The organism is Fructobacillus sp. ChS1-6f1-1-27 (assembly GCF_059579415.1).
Genome location: NZ_JCAOER010000003.1, coordinates 61976 through 82728, shown reverse-complemented (window position 1 = coordinate 82728; position 20753 = coordinate 61976). Strand labels below are relative to the sequence as shown.

Here is a 20753-nt window from a genome sequence, read left to right as displayed (position 1 = left end):
GCCCTTCACCCGAAAAAAAGTTAAAAATTTTCACCTAGCAAAAATCCGAGTTAAACCCAGCCCACCACTGCCTTAAACAAAACCATGGCAAGCAAAAAAACAGCCACAAAAGTGACTGTTTCCAATCCAGCTAGAAGCTGATTTTTAATTACTTGTTTTTCTTGCTACCAAAGAAGACCCAGTTGGCCTTGCCAAAGATCTTCAACATTGCTGGGACAAAGAGTAAGCGGACAATAAAGGCATCAAAGAAGATACCAAAGGCCAAGGCCAAGCCCATTGACTTAACCATTGGGTCTTCGTTCAAAGCAAATGAACCAAAGACCGCAATCATAATCAAAGCCGCCGTAATCACGATTGGTCCTGAATCCTGCAAAGCCACCGTCACGGCCCGGTCGTTATCACCGGTCTTGGTGAATTCTTCACGCGCCCGTGAAACCATAAAGACTTCGTAGTCCATCGCCAAACCAAAGATAATCGCAATCACGATAATTGGCAAGAATGATAGGACTGGAGCACCCTTAGCAATACCAAAGATATTCTTCATTACACCATCTTGGATGGTTAAGGTCGTAAAGCCAAAGGTTGCCAAGATTGACAAAGCAAAACCGGCCATCGCTACAACTGGAACTAAGAATGAACGGAAGACAAACATCAACAAAATCAAAGCCAAAATAACAACTGAGATTAAGAAGACTGGCAAAGCACCGTTCAACTTGTTGGTGATGTCCAAGTTAACCGCGTTCACCCCGGTCAAAGTAATCTTAGCATCGTACTTTGACTTCGTCGTGCCAGAGTAGTTGTTAATCTTGGTAACCAAGTTAGAAGTTTCCTTGGCTTCTGAACCCTTGTTAGGGATCAAAACCATAATCGCATACTTACCATCTGCACTAATCTGGTAAGGCTTTGAAGCTTGGGCCAAAATTTCTGCCTTAATCTTAGCAGCGGCTTGGTCCTTTTGAGCCTGGGTAATGGTTTGACCAGCAGCAACGGCCGTGGCCATTTGTTGTTGGGCTTCTGCAGTCAATTGCGTCTGCAAAGTAGCTGCCTTTTGTTGGTCAACGTTAGGGGTAATCATCTTGACACCCTTCATATCGGCCATCTTAGTTGCCATCTTAGCCAAGTTAGCTTCGTTGGCTGCAGTACCCTTCTTGGTATCCAACTTCACAACCGCCACAAGTGGTGAGTTGATTCCTTCACCAAACTTGTCTGAGACGATGTCGTAAGCCTTCCGTTCTGTCCGGTCCTTAGGTAAAGCACCGTCGTAGCTCATACCAAGGCGCATATGGCTAGCAGGTACCGCCATAGCACCCAAGAAGACAACTGCCAAGATAGCAGCAACCCATGGGTGACCCGTCAAGAACTTAGTTGCCTTGGATGGGTTCTTGGCCATGTGGTCAACCGTCTTGGTGTTAGGCTTGATGAATTTGCCAGAAATTGCAATCATCGCTGGCAGGAATGTCAAAGCAGAGAAGACCGCAAAGGCCACAGCAATTGCAGCAGCAAAGCCCATCACCGTCAGGAAGCTCATGTTAACAAAGGCCAAAGCTGACACGGCGATAATAACCGTCATACCAGCAAAGAGAACAGAAGCACCAGCTTCAGAAACGGCCCGACCCAAGGCTTCCTCACGGTCGCCGTCGGTTTCGGCCAAGTCAGTCCGGTACCGGTTAACGATGAACAAAGCGTAGTCGATTCCAACTGCCAAAGCCATCATGGTTGCCAATGTTTCAGCAAAGGAAGCCGTTGTGATGAATTTGGTTCCAATCGTAATCAAGACAACTCCTGATGCCAAGCCAACCAAGGCTGACAAGATTGGCAAACCAGCTGTCACAAATGACCGGAACAAAACCAAGAGCAAAATAAAGGCCACAGCAATTCCAATAATTTCAGAAGTTGCACCAAGCTGAAGGTTGGTTACCTTCACAGAACCAGTGTATTCAACTTCTGTCTTAGAAGACTTCACCTTGTCGTTAAAGGTCTTTTTAATGCCGTCAATTGCTGAGCGAGACACCTCAGTTGAGTGCTTGTTAAAGGTAATTGACACGTAAGAAGTCGTGTTATCGGAAGAAATACCAGAGGCAGTGTATGGGTCAGAAATTGATGAAATATCCTTACCATACTTGTCTTGGACCTTCTTAATGGCTGCTTCAGTAGCAGACTTAACTGAGTCCTGGTTAACACCATTCGTCTGATTGTTTTGAATAACGACCTTCATCGTTCCGTCATTCGGATCCTGGTGGAACTCCTTTTTCAAAGTTCCTTGAATCTCAGTTGATGGTAGATTTGAAACAGTGATGCTTTCGGTATAATGTGACCCAGTGGAAGCAACTCCCACAATTAAGGCAACCAAAATTACCAGCCAACCGAATAAAGTCTTGAATTTATTACGATAAATCCATTTCCCCATACTCTTGAGCATGATTGCTCCTCCTTTTATTTTAAATTAACATACCAATTATAGTACAAGGAAAGCTAGGTTCAACAGACAAAAAATGGTATACTGTCTTTAAATGCAACAAATTTAAGAAAGTGTCCTATTTTTAAAACCTATGGCCAATAAATCATACGAATTAATGCACGACCACCTCTTGGATACTGTCGGTAAGATGATGGAAACCGTCTTGTTTTCCAAGCTATCTGTCAAAGACATCTGTTCAGAGGCCGGCGTCCACCGCAACACCTTTTACCGGCACTTTGAGGATAAGTACGACTTATTAGAAGAGTTACTCACAGCGTCTCTAACTAGCCTCTTCAAAGACATCGATTTGGCCGCCTTTAAGGACCACCCTTTTGAGTCAATCACGCCAATCCGCTTTAACACGGCGATTACTGTCTTAAACTTTCAAAGCACCGACCCCTCCTTTGAAGCATTATTTGACAAGATGATCTTACAACAGCTGATGGAACTAACGCCTGACCCAGATATCCCTTGGCTAGTCGGTAAGATGTACGTTATCCGCCTCTGGAACCATACCCGGTCAAAGCCATACGAATTAAAAGATGGCTACCACGTTTTTGACCAGATTATCCGTGACGGAACCTTACCAAAGGATTAACCACCGGCAAATAAAAATCCAAACAAAAACCGCCCGCTCGTCTTATCAACAGCAGGCGGTTTTTGATTTTAGTGGTCTACCACATCATGGTTGGAACCACACAACAATACTTACTAGGATTAAAATAAAGAGACTCCCATAAAAAATGGCTCGAGTCTTACGCATTTCTTTATCGTCATCACTCATGCTCGTCACCCCTTATCGCTTAAATCCAGTGGAAAATCTCACCAATCAGGATCAGTATGTTCAAGGCCAAGGTCAGCACCGCAAGAACAGCCAAAGCGACCCAAAAGCGGTTAGTTTCAAACGTTCGTTCGAATAATGACTGTTTTTTCTTCTTCACGGCACCCTCCTCTCACTCTCATATATTACCATTCTAATACACATTCTAAATTAATGATAGCCTTTCTTGCAATTTTAGTAAAAAAACCGACAAACCCTCTTAACAGAGCCGTCGGTTTTGCAAAAATCAATGGAAAAGAGTCACTAACGTTACTACTTGGATCCAGCCGTTGTGAAAGACGTGAATCAAAATCGACGATGACAGTTTACCAGTCTTATAGTAAACATAGGCCAAGGCCCAACCAATAATTAAGTAAGGAGGCAAGTCTAACAGAGAAACCCAAGAAATCGAAGCCAGGTGGTAGAGGCCAAAGACCAGGCCGGAGAGAAAGATGGTTAGCCAGGGGTACTTGTGGCTGGTAAAGTAGCGGAAGAACAACCCACGGAAGAGCAGTTCTTCCATCAGTGGTCCCAAAAAGACAATCACCAGCGAAAAGACGACCGTTGTATACCAGCCGCCCAAGTGCATAACCGAATCAATCGCCGATTGGTTCTCCGTTGTCCCATGGGTCTGGTTATAAAAGAAGTACAGTTCAATTTCGTTCCAGATGACCATCCCAGACCACCCTAAGATATAGTAGGCCACCATCGTCTTAAGGTCAGTAACATCTGGCCAGCCAACCTTTTTTAAAGACAAGCGGTGAGACCGATGGATGGCCCGCAAGGCATAGCAGGTATAAGCGACCGCCAACCCAAGGCCTAAGAGCAGGAGAGCGAGTTGCTGCTGGCCGGAAAAGTAGACCGACCCCTGAATAAAGACCATCGTCACATACTCTAATAGGAAGAAAGCCAAAAAAGCCGACAAATTCAAAGTAATCGTCTTCGCAGCTTTCAAGCGGTTAAAAATTGTTTGGTTGTGGTCCGTCATTTCTCTAAAGGCCTCTCCTTAACCCAATTAGCGTACCATATCTCAGCATTTCTGCCAATTTTAGCGACTTTTACTATTATCAAAGTAACCGACCAAGATTAAGCAGATATCAAAAAAGCTTGGTCCAACGGTCAATTCGACCGCTAAACCAAGCTTTTATCAAATTCAATCTTAGTCCTGACCAAAAGTGTCAGTTGGCAAAATCTTAATCAAAAAGTTGGCCAACATCACCAGCATAAAGACCGGCACCTGCCAAATTGCAACCGGACCGCCAGTGTAAATCTGCCAGCCGGTATAGGCCGCCCCAATGCTAGCCACAAACTTAGCAGGTTCTAGCAAGAAGGCCCATGACTTCAACCCAGTATCGCGGTAACGACGGTATGACATCGTCAGATTTGGAATGAAGGTAACGGCCCGGTACAAGAAATAAGCCAAGGCCACCAAGACAAACAATGCTGGAAAGAGCATTGAAACCTTGGTATGACCACCAAATTCAAACTCACCCTTCAGCAAAGAGTCCAAGGCTCCCGCCAAGACCGTAAAGGTCACAATCGTCAAAGCGGAATTCATCAAAGACACCAGCCAGTAACTTGACCGGGAAGTCCGTTCTTCCAAATTAAAATAATTTTGCCAATATTTTTTATAAGCGTTAAACATACTTCTCTCCTCGGTCTCTAAACCACCACTAATTCTAACATGGTTTCAGAAATTCCGATACAAAAATAAGCCATTAATCTAATAAAATACAGGAAAATTAGAACCTTGGCAAGACCGACCAAGAAAAAAAGGTACAGCCCAAACGGCTGTACCTAATAAATGGAATTAATCTTCTGCAACTTGTGCATCGTTATTGTAGTACTTAGCGGTTGGCAAGACCAAGATCACCAAGGTTGTCACTGCCAAGATAATTGTTGGCACCAGGAAGAAACCGTCCCGGGTCAACTTCCACAATAATTCGAAGATATACCGGGCAACGACAATCGTAAACCACCAAGGGTTCAAACCAGCATCAACAAACCGGCGGAACTTCAAGGAGATCACTGGAATGAAAATGGCGATGTTATAAACAATCAAAGCCACACCCAGAGCCAAAACCAGGCCAAAGATAACGGCACCGAACCAACCTAAGTTATCCATACCGACATAGCTAATCAACATCAGCAATCCGGCAAAAAGGCCAATACCGATCACTTCAATAATTGCGTTGGCCAAGATGGCCAACCAATAATCAGACCGAGTTGACCGCCGCTTAAAATCAACATATTGGTACCAGAAATTCTTATATGCATGAATCATTTTTCTTCACCTAAACCTTTTTAACTTAGATTTAGTTTAACACTAAAAAATGGTTTTGCAAAGCTCTACGACAGCCTTTTACCACCCTTCCCCATTCCCCAAACATTGCAATACACAACCCAATTCTAAGTCTAAAATCTTCCCCACCAACCAAGAAAAGCCCCCAATAACCGAAGTTATCGGGGGCTTTTAAATCAGCTACTTGTTAGCAGCTGGTTGCTTGGTCGTTTTCTTGGCTTCTTGCACCTTTTCAGTCCGCAACTGGCAGAGCTCCTCTCGAAGCTCCCTTAATTCAGTCTGAACCTGCTCAACCACCTCAGCCTCAACTGGGTAATAATAATTAACCAAGTTAATCATCATCCCCGTCTGCACCATCATGCCGACGTTTTGACCCTTCTGTGTTTGCCTGGTTGATGGTGATGTTGCCAATCTGTTCTTGCCGGTCAATGTCATGACCTGTTTGCCTCTGCCTCGCCTTCTGCTTCGCACGAGAACGAAACCCAGCGGCTACCACTGCTATCACCGTCACAATGACCGGAATAATAATTGGCAGGTACTGCTTGAGAAACTCTGAATTGGTCATATAAGACCTCCTTTAATTGGTAGTCGAAGAAGTAATTCTTCGCTAGTAAATAATACGTTCTCGGAATTAAAAAATTCCTCACAGAAGCCTGCTTTATTCAATAATTTTTTCTGACCGATATAAGTCGTTAGGCTTTGAATCGCAGTGTTTCTGCTTCCAAATTCAAGCTATAATATTTCCCAAATTTTAGCAACAAAAACCGTCAAAAAGGCGTGAAATTGGCATAAGTCGTATTTATGATACATATAGACAATAAATATTTCATTCATACGCCTAAACGCTCATCAGCCATAACTACTTGACATAATACCGATTTCATGCTATTATATATGTCCGGTAAAAACGAATAGGAGGTTCATATTGGCACAATCAAACGAGTCACTTTTCCCTTCACACGATGAACTACTGCAAGGCTATGCAGAAATGATGGTCGCATTCCGCAAGGACGACACTATCGAAGATAAAACAGTTCATCTTAATTTATCGCTACCAGAATCCACGAGCCAATCACTGCTAGCAATGGCGAAGAAAGCTGGTATGACAAGGTCTAAACTGATTATAAAATTGGTAGAAGACCACATAATGAAAGAATAGTTTAAAATAATAGAAGGCATCCAAAAATATTTTGGGTCCTTTTTTTATGTCAAAAGCACTATTCCTTTTGGAACATAGGTGAATGCTTTTGTATAATATAATAGGGTGAAAAGGTGAGGAGTTTTTATGAAAAAAATATATTTTTATACTTGGCGCACTGCGCCTCGATCCATCATTGTATTATTGAGATGGTTGCCATATTTTAAGAAATACGAAAATTTGGATTTAGATAAAACGGCAGCAAATCGAAACCTTGCATACAGTAATACCACAACTTTACATCCAACTAGAAGAGATTTATTGTATGATTACGTTTTAGATAACGAAGATACAATGCATCCTCAAATGCTTAAAATTCTTGAAGTTTCCAAAGATGAATTTCGAAATGGAATTCAAGCAACTGGTGATAAGGCTGAAAAAGAATCATCCGTTCGGCAAGCACTCACTACTGCGCAACAATTTGGCTTTTTAGATGACCATGGAAAATTAACTCCTGTTGGAAACAGTGTGGTTGAAGGAAATTTCAATAGTGAAGATTTTCTGAAACAACTTTTAAAAATGTACGTTGTAGTTGGAAATCATAGCGGTGTTTTCCCTATGAAATTAATTCTTAGGGCGATTTTTGAAAATGGTTGGATTTCAAGAAACGAAATGGGATTCGTATTTGGCGTGCTAAATACTTCCGATGAAGAGACCGGACTCGCTGCTATTAACGAATTTCGTAATCGTTATAATGATAAAACAGAAATCACAAATAAAAACAGCAAAAAACAAGTTGAAAAATTGTTTAGAAATGTCTGGGAGAAACACTTTAAAAATGAATTAACTCAAACGCAAGTCGAATCTATTTGGGAAGCTAGTACCGACGCGTTTTCTCGTGCTCTAGTTTTTACGGATATGTTTTATACACATGGTAGAGGAACTGCAAAAAAAATACGGGTTACTGAACTTAACCAGAAAAAATTTGAGTTGTTAATCCAAAAATTTACTTTTATAAAGCCGCCGCTTCAATCCAAAAATGGAAAAAAAGTCCAGACAGGTTCTCGGTATGTCACTGAATGGTTCGGTGCAATAGATAATATTCACTTACCCTGGGAGAATATTGACGAAAGGCGTGAGCTGCTTTTGGATAAACTTCAAAAAGCAAGAACACTTTTCGAAAATGTACCTGATTCATCCTTAACTAAGCAACGAATCAATGACTTGACTTCTTTAATTCCTCAGACCTCAATTAGTAATTTGAAGAATATAGAGACTGAACTCGACCAAAAAGTACTTCTTCATAACGAAGAAAGATACGTTCAATTAAATGCCCGAGAACAGAAATCTCGTGATGACATACTGGAGCGCTTTGATATCATTACAGGCAAAAAAAAGGATACTGATTCGAATGATATGGCTGCCTTATGGTTAGAAGTAAATACTTGGCGATCATTTGTTGCTTTAGCAGGAAATAACAAAAAGGTGATTCATAATTTTAAAATGAATCCTGATTTAACACCAAAATCATTCGCACCAGGTATTGGTAATACTCCTGATATGGAAGTTCACTTTCAAGATAAAATGATTTTACCCGAAGTTTCACTAATGACTGGTGTTCAACAATGGGAGCATGAGGCTTCTTCGGTAATTGAACATGTATATCGACGTATTGAAAAAAATGCACAATTATCTATTCTTGGTTTATTTATATCGACAAAAATAAATATTCGAACTATGTGGCAGTTCTATTTACTTAATAGGGAGTCCTGGATTGGAACTCCAGTTCCGGTTGTTCCATTAACAATCGAAAGTTTTTCTGATATTATGCGATTCGCTTATCAAGAAAATATAGAAATAAATGAAATCTATATGCTTCTAAAAAAAATATCTAACAACACGAAAGAAGTGCAAAACTTTGATCTCTGGCAAAAAAACATAGATGGTATAATTAATTCTTGGAAAGACTTAATCAAAGTTGGTGCATAAAAATGCAAAAAATAAAAAAGCTAACTCCCCTTTTAAAATATCCCGGTGGCAAAGCAAAAGAATTACCATTTATACTCCCAGCCTTGCCTACAGCCATTGATAATTATTATGAACCTTTTGTTGGAGGCGGGGCTGTTTATTGGGCAATTCCAGAAATTAATAATTCATACTTTATTAACGATAAAGCGAATGATTTAATTCTTTTGTATACATCGATTAAAAATCAAGATGAAAGTTTTTTCAAAATGATTGATGATATGGATACAGTTTGGGAAACTTTGGGAGCTTATTCTAAAAGCAATCGAAACGAACTGTTGAATTTGAGTGAATCATTTATTAAAACAGATGATGTTTCCGCTGTCAGATTAGTTCGCTCTTTTTTGGACAAAGAAAAGAAGTTTTTTTCCAATATCAACTTGACGGATATTAATTCAAAGCGTTCTTTTCCTGAAATTGTTCTTGACGATTTTCTTCGTAAATTAAATCACTTAAAAAAAGTATACAAAAATGATTCTAATTTTATTGCTAATGATGTTTTATCTCTTTTAGAAACTGGGCTCAAATCAAGCTTTTATTTGAATATTAGAGATTTGTTTAATGGTTTTACTTCTAGAAAGCTTCAAGCTGGTGAAAGAGCAGCTCTTTATTTAAATATAAGAAGCTATTCGTATTCTTCAATGTTCCGTTATAACAAAATGGGCCATTTCAATGTTCCATACGGCGGCAGAAGTTACAACACCAAATATTTGCAATCAAAACGCGACCAGTTTAAAAATCCCAAAGTAATTGAAAGGCTTACTAAAACTGTAATAGGGAATGACGACTTTTACAATTTCGTTAATCAATACACACCAAAAGAAAATGATTTTATTTTTCTTGACCCTCCTTACGATAGTAAATTTTCAACATATTCGAATAATGCATTTATTGAATCTGACCAAAAAAGATTAGCCAATTATTTAGTTGGCCAAACCAAAGCAAATTGGATGCTCGTTATTAAGAATACACCTTTGATTTCTTCTCTTTATATAGCTGGAACAAAAACCGCAAATGATAGGCAAATCTATATTTCCGCGTTTGATAAAAAGTATCAAGTATCTTTTAAAAATAGAAACGACAAAGTAGCAGAACATCTTATCATCACCAATTATAAAATATAATCAGTTGCCTTTTAGGACTAACGTCGAATATTTAATCGGCATCAGTCCTTTTTATTTGCTCCTGATTTTTTTATATTGTAATAGTAAAGATATTTGTGATGGCTCAATTACATTCAACAATTGAACATAAATTCTATTAAGAGCAAAAAAATTTCCATTTTAAATTGACAAAGAAATTCTCAATCAAGCCTCTTTCAATAGCTTTTGACGTTTTCATAAGTACTTTCTATTTGCTAACAACCTAATCATTTCATCCCCTCTTAACCACATCTGCTGATAATAAAAATCAAACCCGTTAAGATGTAATGGCTTATTGGAAGAATCAGAGCTGGTTCCGTTTAAGAAGAAGTTACCTTCTGTGGATTTTGGAAAGTTATTCTTCATCCGAATTTTTCCGTTTTTATTTATCACTGTTGTGCCATTCGGCTTCACGTGTGGTTCAGCCCTGAGCGTTTTATCAACTAGCAAATGATTAATTCGTTCAAGAACCGGCGTCAAATATTCTTCAAGATATTCATCTGAAAAAGTAAACCGTTTGAATCCCTTAAAGACATCATCAAGCTGTCCCTTTTTGCCACCCTCTTCAAAGATGGCATACAAAAACTGAGTATTAGCAAAGTAATCATAAACTTCAGTTTCATGAACATCAATAATTTTACTGTCAAACTCAGTGAAATCGATTGACTGAAATTTACAATTTTCCTTTTTCTTACCACCTTGCTTAACGACAAAGGCTTTTACAACTAAACCTGATTTTTTTATCAAATCAAATTGTTCTTCACCCTTAGTAGAGTCCACTTCTGGATTTAAAATCTTAGTAATCAATGAATGAGCAATGGACTTTGTTGACTGGTTGATATCTAATTGTTGTTGAATGTCAGCAACTGTCCTGTCCTTATATTGTTTGGACTGTTTGGCAATAAAATTATCCAAATCTGAATAAGACTCAACAGCTTCACCAAAACTAGCAGATGTTTCACCAAAATGTTCCTGAATAATTGTATTGACGTAAGATTTACGCAGAGCAAACCGTGGGCCGTTTTTCCAACCCGGTGCGGTTTCCAGGTACATCATATCCTTTTTAGCAGCTGAATAAGCCTTTCCCTGTTCAGGGTCCTTCTTATCAATTACTTCTTGTGCGGCACAAAAGTCTCGAACAATCTGCCAATCCTTCATGATAATTTTTTTATCGGCTTCAGGAAAATCATGTAATTGATAACCCAAAAATGGAAAATCAGCATATTCTGCTGCTTTAACTGGCTTTGAATTATCATAAAGATAATAAGCTAATAATGTATTTTCTAACTTATCCCAGAGTGAACTAGTTTCGAAAGTTTCTTTAACAATATGTTGAGGCGAAACATTAGTAATAGTAATTCGTTCCTTCGCCACATAAGTTTTTGGGTCTTCAAATTTTCCTCTAACCCCAGTGGTCTTGACTTCGATGCTTTTACCATCAATTTTGATATCAGCTTCTTGCTTTACATCAGATTCATAACCCAAAATTGAATGCTCGACAACATCCCCAGCAATTCCTGTAATTTTGGGATTTTCTTTTGTTCTTTCAAAGTCACCAGCAGTATCAATTTGTCCAAGAGTTTTACCGACAGCGCTCTCGAACCGCTCCTTGATTTGATACTTAGTATATTCGTGTTCCATAAATACAACCTCTAAAGTGTTATTATTGGCATTATAACCTACTAAATGTCTTTTATCTTTACCCAAAAGAAAAAGGACAATTTCTTGTCCTTCTTAACTTAAATATCTAAATCAGTTTGTTCAGTATGGTGTACATAGTCAACTCGCCCTGGTGCTTTAAAGTCTTTAGCATCTGCCAAATCGCCTTCGTTAGCAATGATATCATCAATTCCAGAACCAATAGCTTTAATAACGCCAACTACCAAAGCATTTCCCATCGTAAAGTAACGGAAACGATTTGGCATTCCAGTATCAGTCCAATTATCCGGGAACATATTTAAGCGCTCTGCTTCTAATGGGGTAATCATTCGGAGACGGCCATTTTCTTTATCACGAACAACATGAGTTGAACGGTTGACGCTCCGTTCAGAAGTCAACATAGTCCGTCCTGGCATTTCCGCCTTATCAGGAAATGCCATCCCACCTTCAGAATACACATACTCATGGCCACTCGCACTCGTACGGGGAATCCTTTTTGGTCCCTTCATATACTCAAACTTTTCCAACTGACCTTCTTTTTGGTCAAGATACAATGTCTCATCATCGGCATGGTCAACCATGATATCACCTAACGTTGTGTGTGGACCATGATAGTCTGACTGGTACTTGCCGGTAAAGATTTGATTATTATGCATGACACCGGTATTTTCAAACTTAAATGAAAACTTGTTTGAAAAATCAACAATATCCTTAAAGCCTTCTAAAGAACCCTCGTGTTCTTCGCTCAATTCTTTCTTGATAGGCATTTCTTTATTATAAGGGTTATTGGTCAAAACGGCATCTTTGAGTGTTGCATTGCCGACTTGCTGATAAAAGTTTGTATCGTTTCGATAAGCAAAAATAAAGACACGACGGCGGCGCTGAGGAAAGCCGTATTCAGCAGCATTAATTACCCGCCATTGAACACCATACCCTAATTGCTGCAAAGTATACAAAATCATCCCAAAGTCGCGGCCGCGTAAGTTACGACCAGGTGATGAAAGTAGCCGATCAACATTCTCTAAAAAGATGAACGGTGGGAACTTAGCTTCAATCATATCTCGGATATCCCACCAAAGAACACCCTTCTTACCTTGGATACCCTTAGCGCCCGTTGTTGCCACCGAATAATCCTGACAAGGAAATCCTCCAACCAACAGTTCGATATCGGGAACCTTTGTCTTATCAACGGTATTAATATCAATATTTGTGTGATTTTCACTTTCACCAAAGTGTGCCACATAGGCATCAAAGGCATGTTGAACCTTTTTTCCCGGTTCCCATTGGTTTGCCCAAACAGTATCCCAACCAGAATCTAACTGGTCAAGCCCCACTCGAAAACCACCAACACCGGCAAACATTTCTGCAACCCGTTTTTTCATGATTGACAAAAGTTCCTTTCATAGGAATGAATAACTTTTAATATTATATCTTTTTTAGGGTGAAAGATCAAGGAAGTATATTTCTTGTCATTTACCACAATATCTGACAAAATTTTGTACTCTAATCCCCTGTAAGTGATTTATGGTTATCAAACAATTCTTGGACTGTCTTTCGAGCTTTTGTAGGGTTATCAACAATGTCTTGTATAGTCAAAATCGTTTCTTGAGTAGTTATCCCGTTTTCGTTGTCTAGAACTTTAGCGGTAATTGTTAACGGCTGTAAGTTCCACATGGTTTCGTCATACAGCAATTCCTGTTTTTTATTTGGTGTATAAGTCGTCAGAGTAGTCTTTGATTTTATTTGAGTCTTACTACCCCTAAACGGGAATAAAAGCTCGAGAAGAGCTTTCAGAGTGTCTGTATATTCTTTTTCTGTCTTGACAGTGGGGTGTGCAAACGTACTGACTTTTCGGTGCCAATCAAGGGCACCAGCAGCCACTCTTTTCAATTCGCCGTCATCACTAAAGGCGTCCTTAAGCCACTTATAATTGGCCGACTGGTTATCGGTTGACATTTGGAACATGTCTTCATATGAAAGATATTGATCAGCTTGTGCCATTTCGGGCAACTCGTTAAGGTTTTCAATACCGTATCGAGTAATATAGACTGTTGTAACCATTGGTGTGATTTTGTCCCCGTACACTTCATGGTGTAATTCTAAAGCACGCTTTCGGTACAAAGTGAGGTTGTTGAAACCGGCTTGGTGTTTAATTTTATTTTCCACCACAAGGACAGTCGTTTTTGTTACCAAAGCAAAATCAAGACGACCGTTTTCATTGTCTTTAGTTTCTCTAAAGACTTCAATGTGGTCAGGTTCGCTACAACCAGTAATAGACATGATAAACTTTGGGTCAGTTCGCATTAGTTCTGCTAAAGCGTCTGACATCGGATTTTCTAAGCCAGCAATGTTGGCAATACGATATGGATTTGTTTCGATGTACATAAAAATCTCCTATAAATCTCAAATATTTTTATTTTTTCAAAGTAATGATTTAAAGATGTTAATACTAAATTAAATAGATACTTGTTATATCAACACCATTATTTAAAAAAATAATAATAGTTACCCAATAAATTGACAATCTCTTCTGATAATTTCATTCATATTTTCCTTTATCTACAATCCTTCTCCTAAGAACATATATTTTTATTAGCAACAATTGTAATTTTAACATGTGTTTAAAAAAGCTCATCCGACATCTAGTTATTTATATGTATTTATAAAAGATACACTATTGAAATTATTTCCGCATGAATATAATATGATTATTGGTATATTTGTTTCTTTTTGTTTATTTATATTGCAAACAGTTGCTTTGTGGATTAATGTGATGACGAAAATATTATATAACATTACCGAATAGACAAATATACTTCTATGCTAATAATAAAAGATATAAGGAGAGAAAAATGATTCAAAATAAAAATCTTCAGCATCGTAACATTCAAATTTTAATTGCATTGTTAGCATTTTTTATAGCAGCATTTATGCTCTTTTCTGCAAAAAACGTATCAGCAAACGATACTAATAGCCAATACATTACTGGCGCTAGTCTCACTGATACAACAAACCCTTCCGCAACCCAATATGGTCAGTACGACGACTTAACTGCCCACTGGAATTTTACAATCCCACAAAATAGCGATTTAAATTCTGGCGATACGATGACCGTAACGGTCCCTAGCCAGCTCAAAATCCCTTCGGATTTAACCTTCAACGTAACGGATAATGCTGGTGATACCATTGGAACTGCTCATGTTGATGCGGCTAGTCAAAAAATGGTTGTGACCTTTAACGATACAGCTGCTTCAGCTGTGGCTAACCATAGTCTCGTAGGTACCTTAGACCTTAAACTGGGCTGGAACATGACCGTTATCAAAACTGATGCTACCAACGTAGTGAACTGGAATTTGACTGGTCAAACCGATACTTCTGTGTATATTAAGGGTCAGTCCATTGATTCAACCGAGAAATTATACAAATGGGCTTGGTATGATACTGCCAATCCATCGATTATTCACTGGCGTATTCGAGTAAATTACAACAAAGCCTCAATCAATAATGCAGTATTAAAAGATGTAGTCGGAGCTAACCAAGAACTCGTCAACAATTCCTTCAGTGTTTACCAAGCAACTTACACCGATTCAAGCGATAATTTTAATGTTGGACAAGCTTTGGACTCATCCAAAATCGCAATCAACTCACCATCGGATTTCCAAATCAACTTCGGTGACATCGATTCGACTTACATGGTCGACTATGAAACCAAAATTACTGATAATCGTGCTTCAACCAACTACACTAATACAGCTAAGCTTACCGGTGATAATTTAACAGAACAAGACGTGACTGTCCCAAGTCCAACCATCAGTGGGTCAGGGTCTGCTAACGGTAATGGTGGTTCATCAAACAATAACACACCAAGCAACAATAATAATTCCGGTAACAACAGTTCCAACAATAACAGTTCGAACACACCTAGCTCATCAAACGATAACCCCAACAATAGTTCGAACACACCAACGAACAACAATAACAAAGTAAGTGATAATACACCTGCTGCAACGTCTAACCAGACGACACCAGCAATTAACACTGCTACTGACCAATCAACCAACCAAACGTCTGCCTTGCCTCACACTGGCAAGCAGGTTAAGGAAAACATTGGTGCATTAGTTGGTCTGGCCTTGGTTGCCAGCTTCGCTCTGATCTTGACTAACAAAAAGTCAAACAAGCGCCACTAAGCAATCAAAAACATTTTTCAACCCAAAAAGGAGGTCTTAGTTCAAAACTAAGACCTCCTTTTTATTCACCGATTTTACTTTTCACATATATCCCAACCTTCCCCGCCTCTTCCCTCTCCAAGAATCCAGCATGATAACAAGCTAGGTCTTCATCAGTTGTGGGTAAGTTGCCTTGGACGTACCACTTATCAACGATTTGGAGCAGATCTTTTAGGTCGGCTTGGCCGTGTTGGCCATTGCTTTCGATGACGATTAGGGCGTGGAGGATGAGGTGTTCAATTAGGTTGCAGTAAACCAGACGATTTTTGGTTTGGTAATTGTAGGAATACTGGTTGGCACGGATGGCGGTAGCTTGGTAGAGGCCGTCATGGACCTTAGCGTCGATGTGGTGGCAGTAAAGACCTTGGGTCTTTTTGGAGACGGCTGGGTCGGGTATTAGCGTATCGGTTTTACCGGCCAGGAAGTTTTGGTAGTCGGATTCGGGATAGAAATTGGCCTGGCCGGAACCGTTTTGAAGTAGGCAGTCGGCGACGACGGCGTCATAGGATTGGTCGAGCATTTTGAGGTATTTTTTAAGGGTTGATTTAGCCATGGATGGGACTGCCTTTCATTTGAAATTGGTGCTGTTACCCCCTATTGTATCGTAAGAACGAGAAAAGCCGAAAGCGAAGCTTTCGGCTTTTGTATTTGCAAGCAGATTAGGCATTTTTACGGAACTTGAAGTAGCAGAAGGTGCCGAAAATAATGACCCAGGCGATGGCACCAGCAGCAGGAATCACATCGGCGGAGTTGGCGAACAAGGAGAAGAAGACCAAGACAAAGACCGTGATTGTCAGCGGGCTGGTGAACCGATAACCAGGCATCTTGAAGCCGTCATTGATGAAGTCCAGTGACTGACGGTACTGGCGGTGGGCCACCAGGGTCATGATGTAAACGACCAGGTACAGGTCGGTGGCCCCGGAAGTGACAAACTGGAAGGCATTGGAGATAGACGGCACAACGGCAATCACAGGCGCAAAAAGCAAGAGTGTGGCTGAAGTTAGAACAGACCGGGCTGGAATACCGGTTGTCGACACCCTGTTAAGGGGCTTGAAGTTGAGTTCCTGGGACAGCTGGAAGAGGTGCCGGCCGGCAGAGAAGAGAACACTGTTCAGGGCCGAAGCGGCCGAGGTCAAAACCACGAAGTTAATCACGGCGGCGGCGGCCGGAAAGCCGACCAGCTTGAAGACTTCCACAAAGGGACTGTTTTCCGGGGTGATCTTGGTCCAAGGCGTGATCGACATGATGACAAACAAGGCGCCAATATAAAAGAGCAAGACCCGGTAAACGGTTTGGTTGATCGCCTTTTTCAAGACGTTGCGGGGGTTCTTGGTTTCACCAATCGTGATCCCGACAAATTCCATCCCGGCCATGGCGAAGAAGACCATTGGAATAGCCGAAACAAAGTTGTTTAGGCCATTGGGAAAGAGCGAGAAGTGGTCAAAGACATTGCCAAATGAGGCCGTCGCCCCATCCGGGGACTTAAAGCCGGTCAAAACCAAGATGACCCCGGTAATAATCAAGGCGGAAATGGCGATGATTTTAATCATGGCAAACCAAAACTCGGTCTCACCAAAGGCCCGCGCCGCCAAAATATTTAAGGAGGCCAAAGCAACCAGGAAGACAATTTCAATTACGGCCATGTTCCAGTCCGGGAACCAGTATTTGACGTAGGTGGCAATCGCCGTGAGTTCTGACATGCTGGCAAAGATTAGAGCCAGCCAGTAGGTTAGACCGGCAAAGACCCCAAAGCCTTCCCCGGTATACTTGGTAATAAAGCCAACGAAGGTGTGCTGGTCCGGTTGGGCGTAGAGCATTTCGCCGATGGCCCGCATCATAAAGAAGAAGAGCAGGCCCAAGACGGCGTACAAGATAATGATTGATGGTCCTGACTTGGAAATCGTTGACCCGGCTCCTAAGAACAGGCCGGTTCCAATCGTCCCGCCAATCGCAATCATTTGGACATGACGGTTCGAAAGCGTCCGCTTCGTTCCATCGAGGTTGGTTGATGAATCAATAACACGTTCAGTCATTATTGGGTACCTCTTTTCTGTGCTCGATTAATAATTGTTCTAATTCTAGGAAAAGACCGACTGATGTATGGTCGGCGAACTTTTATTAATACTTTTTAATTTAACGTTGTGAACAGTTTAGGGCCCATAGTTTAGAAAAAAGATTATTTTGTGAGGAAAGGTAACATATGAGAACCTTTGGTTGAGCTGGTCTCCTTGGGTATAAAAGCCTTGAGAACAGTATTTTTGGCTGGATTTTATCATCAAATTTTAAGAAAATATTTTGGTGAGATTTTGATTAAAATCAGTGATTTATTTAAATTTATTTTTAATTTTCTATTGACATTCTCATTTTGACTCGTTATTATGAGTGACAACAGTTGGCATTCGCCAACACCATCATAAAAACGATGATCGGAAATTTTAGTTAACTTTGTTTTCACAGAAAAGCTGGATGTTAATTCGTGAGAACCGGCCAAACAAACTAACTAAATCGTGCCCGTGAGTTAGCCGCCGAATTGAGTAGGCGGTTTCGGTTCTTAGCTCGTTACCGCTAAATGCTTTTTCAGCATGCCAAGCTGTCCTGCGTGAGCAGGCCAGGAACTGAGGTGGTACCACGTCCAAACGTCCTCTTGCACTATATTTTGTAGTGTGAGGGGGCGTTTTTTTATGTATTCGATCAAAAGGAGACCAATTATGACCAGCAAGCAAACATTTTTTCAAAACCAATTTTATGGCAAGTCAATTTTAAAAGAGACCGACCTGAGCCCAGCCGAGCTAAAGTACTTAGTCGACTACGGCTTGCACTTAAAGTACTTGCACCAAACCCACCAAGACCAGCAGGTCTTGGCTGGTAAGAACATTGCCCTTCTGTTTGAAAAGTCATCGACCCGGACCCGGTCAGCCTTCACCACCGCCGCCTTTGAACTGGGCGCCAACCCAACCTTCCTTGGCAAAGACGACATTCACCTCTTCCACAAGGAATCCTTGAAGGATACCGCCAAGGTCTTGGGTTCGATGTATGACGGGATTGAGTTCCGGGGCTTTGCCCAGTCCTCTGTTGAAGACTTGGCAGAGTATTCAGGTGTCCCAGTTTGGAACGGGTTAACCGATGACTGGCACCCCAGCCAAACCATCCCCGACCTGATGACCATCAAGGAAAACTTCGGTGGCTTTGACGGGATTAAGCTGGCCTACCTGGGCGACGGCCGGAACAACGTCGCCCACTCATTACTGGTTGGGGCCGCGATGGTTGGTTTGAATGTTAGCATCGTCAGCCCGAAGGGCTTGCAACCGGATGAAGAAGTTTTGAAAACGGCTATGGCCTATGCGGCTGAGTCGGGGGCGGTGGTCGAAGTGACTGACGATTTGGAAGTTGGCCTAAAAGGTGCCAATGTTGTCACCACTGACGTCTGGGTTTCAATGGGTGAGGACAACTGGCAAGAACGAATTGACCAGTTGCTCCCCTACCAGTTAAACCAAGAAGCCCTCGAACTAACCGGGCACCTAACTGACGACCAGTTAATCGTGATGCACTGCCTGCCCGCCTTCCACGACTTGGAAACCAAGGTTGGCCAAGAGGTCTACGAAAAGTACGGCCTGCCCGCCTTAGAAATTACCGACGAAGTCTTTAATTCTAAGTATGCCCGTCAGTTTGACGAAGCCGAAAACCGCAAGCACGGGATTAAGGCGATGATGGCCGCCACCTTGGGCCAACAGTTTATTCCAAAGGTTTAATTTGAAAGCATTCAGCAAAGTATCAAAGAAAGGACCCCTACCATGCAAGTTGCGCTAACAGGCGTGACCGGCTATGCCGGCATGCAACTCTATTACTTATTAGAAAACCATCCCCAAGTTGACCAAATCAATGTTTACCAACACGACTTGGACCGACCGGTCGAATTGAAAGAGCTGAACCCGCGCTTGCACCTGGCAGAAAACAGCGGGTCACAGGGGGGCAAATTATTGGCCTACCCCTACGACCCGGCGGCGGTCATGGAAAGTTCTGATTTGATTTTCTTCGCCACGCCCGCTGGAGTAACGGCTAAGTTAGCCAAGCCCTACCTTGACCAGGATTTTCCGGTCGTTGACCTGTCTGGTGACTTCCGCTTAAAGGACCCGGCGACCTATTCTAAGTGGTACCACTTAGACCCGGCTGCACAGGACTTGATTGACCTGGCCAACTACAAGCTCGCTGACTTGGTTGGTGGTCACAGCAGTTTAGAGGCAGGGGCCAACCAGCTGACCTACATTGCCAACCCCGGTTGCTACGCCACTGCCACCCTACTGGGCCTGGCTCCCTTGGTCCAGCAAGACTTAATCGAGCCCAACTCGATTGTGGTTGATGCCAAGTCAGGCGTAACGGGGGCCGGCAAGTCCCTCTCGCAGTCTTCCCACTTCACAAAGGCCAACGAAAACCTGCAGGTTTACAAGGCTAACCAGCACAAGCACATTCCAGAAATTGTCCAACAGTTACAGGAATGGAACCCGGCCGTTGACCACCTCCAGTTTATGACTACCCTGGTCCCAATCGACCGCGGGATTATGGCCACAATTTATGCCAAGGTTTCAGCCGGGGTTAGCACTAAAGCAATCCAGGCCGCCTTCGAAAAAACTTACGACCAAGCCCCATTCGTAAAAGTTTTGACCGACGGTCTCCCAGACATCAAGGCGGTGGTTGGCACAAACGACTGTCAAATTGGCTGGTCCTACAATCAGACAACTGGTTACATCACGGTTGTGTCCGTGATTGATAACATGCTCAAAGGAGCGGCCGGCCAAGCCGTCCAAAACATGAACTGGCTCTTTGGTTTCGACCAAAAGGCCGGGCTAAACCTGCACCCACTAGCCTTTTAATCCCTAATATTTTAACGAGCGGTTTTTTAACCCTTTTTATTTTTTTGCTTTTTTTCACTTTTATCCACCATTTATACCAAATTTACCCGCTATTTATGCCAAAAAGGAGTCCAAT

Annotated in this window: 19 protein-coding genes; 7 read left to right on the top strand and 12 right to left on the bottom strand. The window is 41.5% G+C overall.

The genetic code is table 11. The annotated features are described in order from the left end of the window. Positions 1-148 precede the first annotated feature (148 nt). Positions 149-2419 carry an MMPL family transporter gene (locus AC5162_RS02590; RefSeq protein WP_496533688.1) on the bottom strand — a complete coding sequence of 757 codons (2271 nt, stop codon included), beginning with the start codon at positions 2417-2419 and terminating at the stop codon, positions 149-151. Positions 2420-2549: 130 nt separating this feature from the next. Here AC5162_RS02590 and AC5162_RS02585 point away from each other — a divergent pair, with 130 nt between their 5' ends. Continuing rightward, positions 2550-3056 (top strand): TetR/AcrR family transcriptional regulator, encoded by a 507-nt coding sequence (locus AC5162_RS02585; RefSeq protein WP_496533687.1) that lies wholly within the window; start codon positions 2550-2552, stop codon positions 3054-3056. A 205-nt stretch (positions 3057-3261) separates the two neighbouring features. Here the strand turns inward: AC5162_RS02585 and AC5162_RS02580 are convergent, their stop codons facing one another. From AC5162_RS02580 to AC5162_RS02555, 6 genes are all read right to left on the bottom strand, one after another. Further along, positions 3262-3399, bottom strand: coding sequence for a hypothetical protein (locus tag AC5162_RS02580; protein ID WP_496533686.1), 138 nt, complete (start codon positions 3397-3399; stop codon positions 3262-3264). Between the two features lie 126 nt (positions 3400-3525). Beyond that, on the bottom strand, positions 3526-4266 hold the full coding sequence (locus tag AC5162_RS02575) for a CPBP family intramembrane glutamic endopeptidase (protein WP_496533685.1): 741 nt from the start codon (positions 4264-4266) through the stop codon (positions 3526-3528). A 171-nt stretch (positions 4267-4437) separates the two neighbouring features. Next, on the bottom strand, positions 4438-4923 hold the full coding sequence (locus AC5162_RS02570) for a DUF805 domain-containing protein (RefSeq protein ID WP_496533684.1): 486 nt from the start codon (positions 4921-4923) through the stop codon (positions 4438-4440). A 165-nt stretch (positions 4924-5088) separates the two neighbouring features. Then, positions 5089-5562, bottom strand: a complete 474-nt coding sequence (locus AC5162_RS02565; RefSeq protein ID WP_496533683.1) for a DUF805 domain-containing protein — start codon at positions 5560-5562, stop codon at positions 5089-5091. Between the two features lie 198 nt (positions 5563-5760). After that, positions 5761-5922, bottom strand: coding sequence for a hypothetical protein (locus AC5162_RS02560; RefSeq protein ID WP_496533682.1), 162 nt, complete (start codon positions 5920-5922; stop codon positions 5761-5763). Next, positions 5912-6145, bottom strand: a complete 234-nt coding sequence (locus tag AC5162_RS02555; RefSeq protein ID WP_496533681.1) for a hypothetical protein — start codon at positions 6143-6145, stop codon at positions 5912-5914. The genes AC5162_RS02560 and AC5162_RS02555 overlap by 11 nt, the downstream gene beginning before the upstream one ends. A 360-nt stretch (positions 6146-6505) precedes the next feature. On the opposite strand from AC5162_RS02555, the gene AC5162_RS02550 reads away from it, so the two are divergent. The 3 genes from AC5162_RS02550 (at position 6506) to AC5162_RS02540 (ending at position 9867) form a co-directional block, all read left to right on the top strand. Then, the gene (locus tag AC5162_RS02550; protein ID WP_496533680.1) at positions 6506-6739 is read left to right on the top strand and encodes a hypothetical protein; all 234 of its coding nucleotides are present in this window, start codon (positions 6506-6508) and stop codon (positions 6737-6739) included. Positions 6740-6865: 126 nt separating this feature from the next. Then, entirely contained in the window at positions 6866-8707 is a 1842-nt protein-coding gene (locus AC5162_RS02545; RefSeq protein WP_496533679.1) for an AlwI family type II restriction endonuclease, read from the top strand. 2 nt (positions 8708-8709) lie between these two features. Then, positions 8710-9867, top strand: coding sequence for a DNA adenine methylase (locus AC5162_RS02540; RefSeq protein ID WP_496533678.1), 1158 nt, complete (start codon positions 8710-8712; stop codon positions 9865-9867). 213 nt (positions 9868-10080) lie between these two features. Here the strand turns inward: AC5162_RS02540 and AC5162_RS02535 are convergent, their stop codons facing one another. From AC5162_RS02535 to AC5162_RS02525, 3 genes are all read right to left on the bottom strand, one after another. Further along, entirely contained in the window at positions 10081-11592 is a 1512-nt protein-coding gene (locus AC5162_RS02535; RefSeq protein ID WP_496533677.1) for a MutH/Sau3AI family endonuclease, read from the bottom strand. A 32-nt stretch (positions 11593-11624) separates the two neighbouring features. Then, positions 11625-12926: a DNA (cytosine-5-)-methyltransferase gene (gene dcm, locus AC5162_RS02530; RefSeq protein ID WP_496533676.1), complete on the bottom strand. Its 1302-nt coding sequence runs from the start codon at positions 12924-12926 to the stop codon at positions 11625-11627. A 121-nt stretch (positions 12927-13047) separates the two neighbouring features. Next, positions 13048-13929, bottom strand: a complete 882-nt coding sequence (locus AC5162_RS02525; RefSeq protein WP_496533675.1) for a PD-(D/E)XK nuclease family protein — start codon at positions 13927-13929, stop codon at positions 13048-13050. Positions 13930-14396: 467 nt separating this feature from the next. On the opposite strand from AC5162_RS02525, the gene AC5162_RS02520 reads away from it, so the two are divergent. Continuing rightward, positions 14397-15731: a collagen binding domain-containing protein gene (locus tag AC5162_RS02520; RefSeq protein WP_496533674.1), complete on the top strand. Its 1335-nt coding sequence runs from the start codon at positions 14397-14399 to the stop codon at positions 15729-15731. Between the two features lie 61 nt (positions 15732-15792). Here the strand turns inward: AC5162_RS02520 and AC5162_RS02515 are convergent, their stop codons facing one another. Together AC5162_RS02515 and AC5162_RS02510 are read right to left on the bottom strand one after the other, a co-directional pair. Next, positions 15793-16323 carry an SAV1803-related protein gene (locus tag AC5162_RS02515; RefSeq protein ID WP_496533673.1) on the bottom strand — a complete coding sequence of 177 codons (531 nt, stop codon included), beginning with the start codon at positions 16321-16323 and terminating at the stop codon, positions 15793-15795. Between the two features lie 106 nt (positions 16324-16429). Beyond that, positions 16430-17803 (bottom strand): amino acid permease, encoded by a 1374-nt coding sequence (locus tag AC5162_RS02510; protein ID WP_496533672.1) that lies wholly within the window; start codon positions 17801-17803, stop codon positions 16430-16432. Between the two features lie 675 nt (positions 17804-18478). On the opposite strand from AC5162_RS02510, the gene argF reads away from it, so the two are divergent. Both argF and argC read left to right on the top strand, forming a co-directional pair. Beyond that, positions 18479-19519 carry an ornithine carbamoyltransferase gene (argF, locus tag AC5162_RS02505; RefSeq protein WP_496533671.1) on the top strand — a complete coding sequence of 347 codons (1041 nt, stop codon included), beginning with the start codon at positions 18479-18481 and terminating at the stop codon, positions 19517-19519. Positions 19520-19561: 42 nt separating this feature from the next. Next, complete coding sequence (argC, locus tag AC5162_RS02500) at positions 19562-20638, top strand: N-acetyl-gamma-glutamyl-phosphate reductase (RefSeq protein WP_496533670.1); 1077 nt, start codon at positions 19562-19564, stop codon at positions 20636-20638. Positions 20639-20753: the final 115 nt, after the last annotated feature.